The organism is Nocardiopsis sp. NPDC055551 (assembly GCF_053619415.1).
Genome location: NZ_JBSHJJ010000007.1, coordinates 369,478 through 379,360 on the forward strand (window position 1 = coordinate 369,478; position 9,883 = coordinate 379,360).

Below are 9,883 nucleotides of genomic sequence, written 5' to 3' on the forward strand. Positions count from 1 at the left end.
TGGTACCGACCGGATGCCTCGCCCGGACCCGGCCGGGTCACGCTACCGGACACTTACGACCATGGGCCACGCCCTCAGGCCGGTCCCTCCTCGATCGCCCGTTCGAGTCGGGCGGGGTCCAACGGGTCGGCACCGGCCCGCATCCACAGGAAGTACTCGACGTTGCCCGAGGGGCCGGGGAGGGGGCTCGCGGCCACGTCGACCACCCCAAGACCCAAGGTGAGGGCGTGCGCGGCCACGTCGGACACGGCCTCGGCCCGCAGCGCCGGCTCACGCACCACACCGCCGGCGCCCACCCGGTCCTTGCCTACCTCGAACTGGGGTTTGACCATCATCACGAAATCAGCGGCCGGGTCGACGCACCCGCGCAGCGGACCCAACACCAGCTTCAGGGAGATGAACGACAGATCGCCCACCACCAGGTCGGGGCGAGGCTCGGAGATCTGCTCGGGGGTGAGTTCGCGGACGTTGACGCGCTCCATCACCTCGACCCGATCGTCGCTGCGCAACGACCAGGCCAGTTGCCCGTAACCGACGTCGACCGCGGTGACACGTTCGACGCCTCTTCGCAACAGCACGTCGGTGAACCCGCCGGTGGAGGCGCCGGCGTCCAGGGCGCGGCGCCCCTTCACCGAGAGCTCGAACGCGTCCAGCGCGCCGACGAGCTTGTGCGCCCCACGGGAGACGTAGGTCGGTTCCTCGGAGGGTGTGCGCACCACGATGGGCTGGTCGGTCCCGATCTGGGTGGCGGCCTTGGAGGCGGCCATCCCGGACACGAGAACGAATCCGCCCTCGATCATCTCGGCCGCGTGACCGCGGGAGCGTGCGTGACCGCGGCGGACCAGTTCCGCGTCGAGCCGACTACGTTTTGCCATGGTCACCTAGGGTACCGGGCATTATCGCCCGCTCTGGGACCCCTGCCCGAGCGCACCGAGCACACCGGACAACTCCTGTTGCAGGGTGTCGAAGACCGCCACGTGTTCGTGCGTGGGCACCTCGTCCAGCCCGGCCAACCGTTCCCTGGTAGCCCGAAGGGTCTGTTCGGCCAAAGCCTCGGCCTGCTCGTCGGCGCCCATACGACCCCCGTCCCTCGCTCACGTCCCGACACTATCGTTCGTTCACTTCTTGGCGCTCTTGCCCTTGGTGGTGCGTTTGGCGGTGGAGCGCGCACGGGTGTTCTTGGCCGTGGGCTTGGTGGCGGTCTTGGTCCCGGTACCGGTCTTGGCGCTGGGAGAGGCCGGCTGCTCGGTGGGAGCGGACTCGGGCTCGGGCTCGCTCACGGGCTCGGCCTCGTCGGCGGGGCCCTCCACGGGCTCGGGGGCGGGGTCGGGCTCGGCGGGCTCCGCCTTCGAGGTCTCCTCCTCGGCCACCGGCTCCAGCCGGCCGGGCACCCGCTCCACGGCGTACCTGGCACCCAGGCGACGCTCCAACTCCGCGACCCTGCGCACCAACCGGTCGTGCTCGGCGCGCGGCACCACGTCCAACTCCTCCAGGGCACGCCCCACCTCGGCGCGCACCAGATCGGCGATGGCCGCCCGGTTCGCCTGACTGGTCTCGATCAGCTCACCCGCCAACGCCTGGATGTTCTGCCCCACTCGCGGCGGCGGACCCTGAGCGGCGTCCACCGAAGGGACCGGTGCGCCGTTGGCGCCACCGGCCCGCAACAACGCCTTGGCGGCCGCCACCGCCTCCTTACGAGAGAGTTCGGTGAGGCCATTGGCGGCATCGAGGTAGGTGCGTACCGCGTCGACGACCATGATGACGTGCTCCTTGATGGGACCGCGGGAGGAAACGAACGAAAAGAGGGCGCGGGTGAGGGAGGGGCCTCGTTCCGGGGGACGACGCCAACGCTACCGTTCCCACGGTCCCGGTGACACGCGAACGGACGATCTCCGCGCCGATACGGCATCATGATCCGATGAGCAGCATCGACGCGTGCCTCGAAAGCATCGCCCGGGCAAACGAGCGCCTCCTGCGAGAACCCCTCGAACGGCGCCGCAGGCACATCCGCGAACGCACCGTGAGCGTGATCGTCCCCGACCTGGACACCGCCTTCGACATGTGCCTGACCGTCGACGGCCTCACCGACGTCACCCACCGCCCGCGCTCCACGCCGGGCCCCGGACCCCAGGTCACGGTGACCGTTTCGAGCGAGGACTTCGTCGCCCTGTCCGAGGAACGCCTGGACCCCGCCAAGGCCCTGTTCGGTCGCCGTCTGAAGATCGACGCGAGCTTCGGCGACCTGCTGCGCCTGCGCCGTCTGCTCTGATCCCGGGCGGTGCCCCGGCCCGCCCGCCGGGACGATACCTTTCTGAGATGCCACGCCAATCCCTTGACCTGGCCCCCTTCCGCGGCCTCCGCTACGCCGCGCCCGACGTCGACCGCTTCATCGACGATGGTTTCGACGTCTCCCGACTCCTGGCCCCGCCCTACGACATCCCCGACGCCCGAGAGGCGCGGGAACTCCAACGCTCCGACCCGCACAACGCGGCCAGGGTCACACTCCCCTTCGAATTGTCCCGCCAGGACGCCGCCGCCCACCGCTACCGCGGCGCCGCCACCCTGCTGCGCAGCTGGATCGACGACGGTTATCTCGCCCAGGACCCCGAACCGGCCCTGTACGTGTACGAGCAGATCACCCCCGACGGCCGTCTCCAACGCGGACTCATCGGAGCCCTCGGACTCCCCGAGGACCAAGAGGCGACACCGGCGGTCCGCCCGCACGAGGACGTGGCCGAACCCCCCGTACTCGACCGCTTCCTGCTGATGGGCGCCGCCCGCGCCAACCTCGAACCGATCTTCCTGGTCTACCGGGGCGAGGGCGGAGCCGCCTCCACCGCCACCGAGGCCGCCGCCCAGGGCACACCACTGATCTCCACCCGCACCGGCGACGGAGCCCGACACCGCCTGTGGGCGATCACCGACCCGGCCGTCCACCACCGCGTCGCCCAGGACCTGGCTCCCCGCACGGCCCTGATCGCCGACGGACACCACCGCTACTCCGCCTACCGACGCCTGCGCGACGAACACACCGATCCCGCCTGGCGGCACGGCCTGGCGCTGCTGGTGGACAGTGACACCCACCCGCCCCGGCTCGGTGCCATCCACCGCGTCCTGCCCGGACTGGACACCGCGCGGGCACTGGACCAGGCCCGCGCCGTCGCCACCGTCTCCCCCCTTCCCGACGCGGGCCCCACCCACCTGGACGGCGTGGACTCCCCCGCCCTGATCGTGGCCGCCCCCGACGGCACCGCCCACCTGGTGCACGACTTCACCGACCGAGCACTGTCACGGGCCATGCCCGAACGCTCGGCGCAGTGGCGACACCTGAGCACCGCCGCCCTGCACCGGGTCCTGCTACCCCTGTGGGGCGTCCCCGAGGAACAGGTGCGCATGGTGCACGACGACCCGGCCGAAGCGATCGCCGTCGCCCGCACCGAACGGGGCACCGCGATCATCGTGCCCCCACTGCGGGTGGAGCAGGTCTACGCCGTCGCCGACCGCGGCGAGCTCACCCCCCGAAAATCCACCTCCTTCGGACCCAAACCCCGCACCGGCCTGGTCATGCGGGTTCTGGACTGACCCGCACGGGCGACCAGGGTGCGCCCCGGTCGCCGAAGGCATCGAGAAAACCTCTGTCGCCGGCGCGCACCCCCTGCCACGCTGGGTGTTCCCACCCCGGCAGAGGAGAACACGGACATGCCCGTCGACCACCCCCAGACCCGTGTACTCCTGGCCCGAGACCTGGCCCGGTTGGGTGTACGCCGAGGCGACTCCCTCCTCGTGCACTCCTCCCTCGGCTCCCTGGGGTGGGTGTGCGGCGCCGAGCAGGCCGTGGTGCAGGCCCTGATGGACGCGGTCGGCCCCCGAGGGACCCTGGTGGTGCCCACCCAGACCTCGGACAACACCGACCCCTCCGGCTGGCGGAACCCGCCGGTGCCCGAGTCTTGGTGGCCGACCATCCGCGAACACACACCCGCGTTCGACCCCCTCGCCACCCCCGGCGCCCACATGGGTCGGATCTCGGAGATGGTGCGCACCTGGCCGGGAGCGGTACGCAGCCCCCATCCGCAGACCTCCTTCGCGGCGTTGGGCCCCCACGCCCACCACCTCATGCGTCCCCACCCGCTCGGCTCGGCCCTGGGCGAGGAATCGCCCCTGGCCAGGTTGGCGGACTTCGGCGCCCACGTCCTGCTATTAGGTGTCGGCTACGACACCTGCACCACCTTCCATCTGGCCGAATACCGGGTACCGAACCCGGCCCGGGCCGACACCTCCTGCGCCGTCCGAACCCCCGATGGCGATCGGACCTGGCTGAGCGTCCAGGACATCGCCTTCGACGCCGACGACTTCGCCGCCCTGGGCACGGACCTGGAACGAACGGGCACGGTCACGGTCGACACCGTGGGCGCCGCCACCGCACGCCTTTTCCCCCTCGCCGAGGCGGTGCGCTTCGCCACCGACTGGTTGACCGAACACCGCGCCCCGGCTGCGACGGACCACACACCCCGTGGGGAGGCCCCGCGGGGCGGAGCCGCCTAGCCTGGAAGCGACCACCATCACCACACGGAAAGACGGGCCGACCTCCATGTCCCTCCAGGCAGCAGACCGCCCGCTCAACGAGCTCCACGACGCGATGCTCCTGGACCTGGACGGCGTGGTCTACATCGGTGCCGAAGCCGTCCCCGCCGCACCCGAGGCGATCGGCAAGGCACGCGCCGCCGGAGTCAAGGTCGCCTTCGTCACCAACAACGCCGGACGCACCCCCGCTCGGATCGCCGAACACCTCACCCACCTGGGCGTGCCGGCCGCCCCCGAGGACGTCGTCACCTCCGCGGAGGCCGCCGCCCGACTGATCGCCGAGCGTTTCCCCTCCGGTTCGGACGTCCTCGTGGTCGGCGACACCGGGCTGCGGCAGGCGGTACGTCGTATGGGGCTGCGGCCCGTCACCATCGCCGACACCTCGACGGTGGCCGTGGTCCAGGGCTTCTCCCGCACCATGAACCGCGAACTCCTCGACCAGGGCGCGCTGGCGGTGGCGCGCGGCGCCTACTACGTGGCGAGCAACGCCGACGCCACCGCCCCCGGCGAGTGGGGCATCACCCCCGCCAACGGATCCTTCGTACGCGTCATCGCGCACGCCACCGGAGTGGAACCGGTGATCGCCGGCAAGCCCATGCGCCCCCTGCACGAAGAGGGGATGCTCCGCACCGGGGCCACCGACCCGTTGATCGTCGGCGACCGGTTGGACACCGACATCGAGGGCGCCACCACCCACGGCGCGGCCGGACTGCTGGTGCTGTCCGGGGTCGTCACACCCCGCGACCTGGTGGCCGCCCCGCCCCATCAGCGTCCCCGTTACCTGTCCTGGGACGTGTCGGGGATGAACGAGACCCACCCCGGCCCACGGCGAGAAGGCGACCGGTCGGTGTGCGGTGGTTGGACCGCCACCACCGGCACGGGTGCGGTCGAGCTGTCCGGAAACGGTGACCGGCTGGACGGACTGCGGGCCCTGTGCGACGCGGTGTGGGCCGACGACTCCATCGACCCCACCGGAGAGTCGGTGGCCGCCGCCCTTCGGGTCCTGGGCTGGTAGGTAGGAGCCTCACCCCACGGGCCTCCGTTCGATGGCGACGGTGCTCACCTCGACCTCCAGGATGCTGCGCACCCCCTGTGGGCCGCGCCAGATCCGACGACGCAGAGCCCCTGACGCCCGGACCACCTCCCCCGTCCGGTACTCCCGGACCCGGTCCACCATCGAATCCTCGAAGGAGACCAGGGTCAGCGAGTCCAGCCGATGCCCAGGACGCCGCGGATCCTCGGGGCGGACCACCCCGATCCGCCAGGAGACCAACCGATCCCCGCTGGGCAGTTCGCGTACGGTCGGCGCGGCGGTGATCCGCCCGACCACCAACACCTGGTTGAGATGGCCCTGATCCTTTGTCGTGGCCTCGGTCGTGATCGTGGTCTTGGTCGTGTCCTTGGTTTCTGAGGGTTTCCGGATGAGCACGAGGAACCTTCCCGGTAGAGGGTGACCTGGTGCGCGCACTGATTCCAGGATCCCCGCCGGCAGGATGCGAGAAAAGACCGTTCGAGAATCTGTGGATAACCCGAGCCCCAGGTGACCCCCGACACAGGACCGTCCAGGCCCCGTGCCCTAGAGTCGGGTTCGGTCCGCAACGGTAGAAGAAGGGTGCTCGGACGTGCACAAAGACGTGAACACCGACGACCTGCCCGAGGGGATCATCCCCTTGGGCGACGAGATCTACGCCATCGACACGATGCTGGCCGGGTACCCGGGGGTGGTGTCCGCCTACCTCATCCGCACCGAACGGCCCTGCATCGTGGAGGTCGGCACCGCCGGATCCGCCCCGGTCCTGCGCGACGCCGTCATCCGACTCGGTCTGTCCCCCGACGACCTGGCCACCATCGTGGTCACGCACATCCACCTGGACCACGCCGGCGGCACCGGCGACATGGCGGCACTGTTCCCCAACGCCGAGATCGTGGTGCACGAACGCGGCGCCCGGCACCTGGCCGACCCCAGCCGGCTCATGGCCAGCGCCAAGATGGTGTGGGGCGACCGGTTGGAGACCCTCTTCGGGCACATGCGTCCCACCGAGGCGACCCGAATCCGTTCGGTCGCCGAGACCGGCGAGATCGACCTCGGCGCGGGACGCAAACTCGTATCGCACTACGCGCCCGGCCACGCCAAGCACCACATGGGTCTGGTCGACACCGCCACCGGCGACCTCTACGTCGGCGACGCCCTCGGCGTGTACAACCCGCTCACCGGCGACCTGCGTCCCGCCACCCCGCCGCCGGACTTCGACATGAACGCCTGCCTGGGCACGCTGCGTCTGTTCGGTGACATCGGCGCCCAGCGCCTGATGTTCTCCCACTTCGGCGCGGTGGACGGGGTCGGCGAGAAACTCGACCGGGCCGAGCGCGAACTACGCCTGTGGGTGGAGACCGTCCGCGACTCCCAGGACACCGGTGGGGACCTGGATCACGCCGTGGCCATGGTCAAGGACAAGGTGATCTCCCGGTACAAGCCACTGCCCCCGGACGCCTCACCCGACGCCGCCGCGGTACTCGACATCCTCAGCGGCGCCGAGGCCAACGTCGGTGGGATCGTGCACTGGCTGGACCGGCTCGCCCGGGAGCAGGCCGACGCCGCGAGGAAGGCCGAAGAGGAACGCGCCTGACGCGAGAAAACCGGATGCGTCCCGAAGGGGCCGCGACGTAGTGTCCCCGGCATGACGATCGAGATCCGTCCGATGCGCCGCACGGACATCCCCGCAACGTTCGCGCTCATCCGGACGTCCTACCCCTGTCTGGTGCTCACCGAGGCCCTCCTCACGGAGCGCTTCGAGCGGCCCTTGACCTACTTCCGGGATCAACGCTTCGTCGCGGTGGAGGGCGATCAGGTTGTCGGACACGTCCTCTCCCGTCTGCACGAGGGCGAGAAGGGGCTCACGCACGGGCAGTCGTACATGGCCGCCGTAGCGCCGCGCTTCGTCCACGGGGACCTCCCCGCCCGGCTGCTGGAAACCTCCGAACGGCGCCTGGTCGACAACGGCGCCGATCTCTTGGGCGCCGACGCCGCCGAGGAGAGCGTCCAGGTCGGCGGGGAGGGCTTCCGACGGGCGATCCTGGACCGCGGGTACGAACTCGCCGAAAGCGCCCAGATCCTCGGCCTGGACCTGACCACGCTCCCGGAAGCTCCGCCCACCCCCGAGGGCGCTGAACTGCGTACCCTCCGGGAGTTCGACGACGACCCCCGCCCCATCTACGAGATCGACAAGGCCACCAGCGAAGACGAACCCGGAGGCCTCGACGACGGATTCCTGCCCTACGAGGACTGGGTCCGCATCCTGTGGGGCAACCCGCTGGCCGACCGCGACCTCAGCCTGGCGCTCCTGCTGGACGGGGTCCCCGTGGCGATCTCCTGCTACAACTCGGACGGCACCGGCCGAATGGAATCGGGGATGACCGGTACCTTGCGCGAGTACCGAAAGCGTGGGCTGGCCGCCTACACCAAGACCACGGCACTGCACCGCGCACGGGAGAAGGGCATCCGGTACGCCTACACCGGTAACCACGCCGACAACGAACCCATGCTCGCCATCAACGACCGGCTCGGGTACGGCGTCATCGGCAGCGAGCAGACCTACCGCAGGCCCTGAACCCTAGGGCGCCCCGGGCAGGTCCAGGATCCGGAGCAGGTGCGCGTACAGACCATCCGCCCAGGACAACTCATCGTCGGCCGGTAGCCGGTCGAAGGCGCGCACCTCGCTGGTCTCGAAACGGCCGGTCAACGGCTCCAACTCGCGCACCCGGGCGTGCGTGACCACCGTGGTGTGCCCCTTGGCCAGCACGTAGTGACCCACCACCCGGATCTCCCCGAGGGTGGCACCGGCCTCCTCCCACACCTCACGGCGAGCCGTGTCGGAGATCCCCTCCCCCGGCTCCCGATGCCCGCCGGGGAACTCCCAGGCCCGTTCACGATTGCGGACCATCAAGGGACGCTCCCCCAGGTAGGTCAGGCACACCACCGAGTCGTACTCGGCGGGCACCTCCCCCAGACGCACGACGGCGCCGCCGAGTGGCTTCTCACCACCCGACGGCGCATCGATCGGTTCGGGGAAGGTCAGTCCCGACCCCTACGTTCCTCGGCCTCCTCCGCCGCCTGGTCCGCGTCCTCCTCGACGTCGGTCCAGACAACGCCGTCCTCGACGTCGTGGTCGACCAGTTCCACGCCCTCCAGCGCGGCCAGACGCTCGTCGGCGTCGGTCATGCCCTCGCGGTCCACCGAAGAGGCCCGGGCGAAGTACTCGCGGGCGTCATCGGTACGGCCCAGCTCCTCCAGGACGTCGGCGTAGGCGTAGAACAACCGGGCCACGTACGGACGGGCACGGCGTTCCTTGAGCTCCGGCACCTGCAGCTCGGCCAGCGCGGCCTTGACGTCACCCATGTCCCTACGGGCACCGGCGGCCACAATGCGCAACTCGATCCGGTCCGCGGTGTCCAGGTCCTTCCCGGCCGGGTCGTTGGTGATCTCCAGCGCCCGCTCCGGCCGGCCCAGACCACGTTCGCAGTCCGCCATGACCGCCAGGAAGGTGTCCCGACCGCTCATCCGCCGCGCCGCGCGCAGGTCTGAGAGGGCCTCCTGCCACTTGCCGACCGTGTAGGCGGCGATGCCGGAGGCCTCACGGACCGTCGGCAGGCGAGAGGCCTTGCGGCGGGCGTAGGCGGCGTGCTTGTAGGCCCTCTCAGGGTCCTCGTCGACGAACAGGCCGGCGGCCACGATGTGCTTGCCGATCAGCTCGGCCAGGGACTTGGGCAGCGAGTGCAGATCGCGCTTGGTCTCCGGGTCGATCTGGTTGTAGGTGGCCTCATCCGGCAGCGGCGGAGCGAGGTCCGCCGGGTCCCGCTCCTCACGGGGACCACGTCGGTCGTCACGTCGGTCATCGCGACGGTCATCGCGTCGGTCGTCCCGACGGAAGTCACGGCCGCCACCACCTGCGCCGGCGCCAGGACGATCATCACGACGCCCATAACCACCCCGGTCATCGCGACGATCCCGCTCACCCCGGAACCCACCACCACGACGATCCCGGTCCTGGCCCCGGCCACCCTGATAGCCACCACCACGACGGTCATCCCGGCGATCGTCCCGGTTGCCGACAGGACGGCGGTCGCGGCCCTGGCTCTGGCCGCCCCGGTCGTCACGTCGGTCATCGCGTCGGTCGTCCCGACGGAAATCGCGGCCGCCACCGCCACCCGCGCCGGCGCCAGGACGATCATCACGACGCCCATAACCACCCCGGTCATCGCGACGATCCCGCTCACCCCGGAACCCACCACCACGACGATCCCG

Annotated in this window: 13 protein-coding genes; 7 read left to right on the forward strand and 6 right to left on the reverse strand. The window is 70.6% G+C overall.

What is annotated here, in order from left to right; translation table 11 throughout:
* Positions 1–74 precede the first annotated feature (74 nt).
* From ACWGSK_RS15525 to ACWGSK_RS15535, 3 genes are read right to left on the reverse strand one after another with little or no spacing between them, the layout of a single operon-like run.
* Positions 75–875 (reverse strand): TlyA family RNA methyltransferase, encoded by an 801-nt coding sequence (locus ACWGSK_RS15525; protein ID WP_358510516.1) that lies wholly within the window; start codon positions 873–875, stop codon positions 75–77.
* A gap of 21 nt (positions 876–896) precedes the next feature.
* Positions 897–1,076 carry a hypothetical protein gene (locus ACWGSK_RS15530; protein ID WP_358510513.1) on the reverse strand — a complete coding sequence of 60 codons (180 nt, stop codon included), beginning with the start codon at positions 1,074–1,076 and terminating at the stop codon, positions 897–899.
* 42 nt (positions 1,077–1,118) lie between these two features.
* Positions 1,119–1,757, reverse strand: a complete 639-nt coding sequence (locus ACWGSK_RS15535) for a coiled-coil domain-containing protein (RefSeq protein WP_358510510.1) — start codon at positions 1,755–1,757, stop codon at positions 1,119–1,121.
* 161 nt (positions 1,758–1,918) lie between these two features.
* Here ACWGSK_RS15535 and ACWGSK_RS15540 point away from each other — a divergent pair, with 161 nt between their 5' ends.
* The 4 genes from ACWGSK_RS15540 to ACWGSK_RS15555 all read left to right on the forward strand — a co-directional run bounded on the left by ACWGSK_RS15540 (position 1,919) and on the right by ACWGSK_RS15555 (position 5,596).
* Complete coding sequence (locus ACWGSK_RS15540; RefSeq protein ID WP_358510507.1) at positions 1,919–2,269, forward strand: SCP2 sterol-binding domain-containing protein; 351 nt, start codon at positions 1,919–1,921, stop codon at positions 2,267–2,269.
* Positions 2,270–2,316: 47 nt separating this feature from the next.
* The gene (locus ACWGSK_RS15545; protein ID WP_358510504.1) at positions 2,317–3,582 is read left to right on the forward strand and encodes a DUF1015 domain-containing protein; all 1,266 of its coding nucleotides are present in this window, start codon (positions 2,317–2,319) and stop codon (positions 3,580–3,582) included.
* 117 nt (positions 3,583–3,699) lie between these two features.
* Positions 3,700–4,542, forward strand: a complete 843-nt coding sequence (locus ACWGSK_RS15550) for an aminoglycoside N(3)-acetyltransferase (protein WP_358510501.1) — start codon at positions 3,700–3,702, stop codon at positions 4,540–4,542.
* Positions 4,543–4,588: 46 nt separating this feature from the next.
* Entirely contained in the window at positions 4,589–5,596 is a 1,008-nt protein-coding gene (locus ACWGSK_RS15555) for an HAD-IIA family hydrolase (RefSeq protein ID WP_358510498.1), read from the forward strand.
* Between the two features lie 9 nt (positions 5,597–5,605).
* Here ACWGSK_RS15555 and ACWGSK_RS15560 read toward each other — a convergent pair whose 3' ends face one another.
* Positions 5,606–6,010 (reverse strand): single-stranded DNA-binding protein, encoded by a 405-nt coding sequence (locus ACWGSK_RS15560; protein WP_358510495.1) that lies wholly within the window; start codon positions 6,008–6,010, stop codon positions 5,606–5,608.
* A gap of 271 nt (positions 6,011–6,281) precedes the next feature.
* Here ACWGSK_RS15560 and ACWGSK_RS15565 point away from each other — a divergent pair, with 271 nt between their 5' ends.
* The gene (locus ACWGSK_RS15565) at positions 6,282–7,208 is read left to right on the forward strand and encodes an MBL fold metallo-hydrolase (protein ID WP_452456084.1); all 927 of its coding nucleotides are present in this window, start codon (positions 6,282–6,284) and stop codon (positions 7,206–7,208) included.
* Between the two features lie 51 nt (positions 7,209–7,259).
* A complete protein-coding gene (locus ACWGSK_RS15570; protein WP_452456070.1) occupies positions 7,260–8,189 on the forward strand; it encodes a GNAT family N-acetyltransferase in 930 nt (309 codons plus the stop codon).
* Positions 8,190–8,192: 3 nt separating this feature from the next.
* On the opposite strand, the gene ACWGSK_RS15575 is transcribed toward ACWGSK_RS15570, so the two are convergent.
* Together ACWGSK_RS15575 and ACWGSK_RS15580 are read right to left on the reverse strand one after the other, a co-directional pair.
* Positions 8,193–8,594: an NUDIX domain-containing protein gene (locus tag ACWGSK_RS15575; RefSeq protein WP_452456071.1), complete on the reverse strand. Its 402-nt coding sequence runs from the start codon at positions 8,592–8,594 to the stop codon at positions 8,193–8,195.
* Positions 8,595–8,653: 59 nt separating this feature from the next.
* Positions 8,654–9,310, reverse strand: coding sequence for a tetratricopeptide repeat protein (locus ACWGSK_RS15580; protein ID WP_358510483.1), 657 nt, complete (start codon positions 9,308–9,310; stop codon positions 8,654–8,656).
* A gap of 3 nt (positions 9,311–9,313) precedes the next feature.
* Here ACWGSK_RS15580 and ACWGSK_RS15585 point away from each other — a divergent pair.
* A partial coding sequence (locus ACWGSK_RS15585; RefSeq protein WP_452456072.1) for a hypothetical protein occupies positions 9,314–9,883 on the forward strand: 570 nt, incomplete at its 3' end.

Bases quoted from the DNA above. Each gene is read 5' to 3' on its own strand.
- ACWGSK_RS15570 (WP_452456070.1), top strand. From the start codon at position 7,260: ATGACGATCGAGATCCGTCCGATGCGCCGCACGGACATCCCCGCAACG.
- ACWGSK_RS15530 (WP_358510513.1), bottom strand. From the start codon at position 1,076: ATGGGCGCCGACGAGCAGGCCGAGGCTTTGGCCGAACAGACCCTTCGG.
- ACWGSK_RS15550 (WP_358510501.1), top strand. From the start codon at position 3,700: ATGCCCGTCGACCACCCCCAGACCCGTGTACTCCTGGCCCGAGACCTG.
- ACWGSK_RS15565 (WP_452456084.1), top strand. From the start codon at position 6,282: ATGCTGGCCGGGTACCCGGGGGTGGTGTCCGCCTACCTCATCCGCACC.
- ACWGSK_RS15525 (WP_358510516.1), bottom strand. From the start codon at position 875: ATGGCAAAACGTAGTCGGCTCGACGCGGAACTGGTCCGCCGCGGTCAC.
- ACWGSK_RS15555 (WP_358510498.1), top strand. From the start codon at position 4,589: ATGTCCCTCCAGGCAGCAGACCGCCCGCTCAACGAGCTCCACGACGCG.
- ACWGSK_RS15540 (WP_358510507.1), top strand. From the start codon at position 1,919: ATGAGCAGCATCGACGCGTGCCTCGAAAGCATCGCCCGGGCAAACGAG.
- ACWGSK_RS15535 (WP_358510510.1), bottom strand. From the start codon at position 1,757: ATGGTCGTCGACGCGGTACGCACCTACCTCGATGCCGCCAATGGCCTC.
- ACWGSK_RS15545 (WP_358510504.1), top strand. From the start codon at position 2,317: ATGCCACGCCAATCCCTTGACCTGGCCCCCTTCCGCGGCCTCCGCTAC.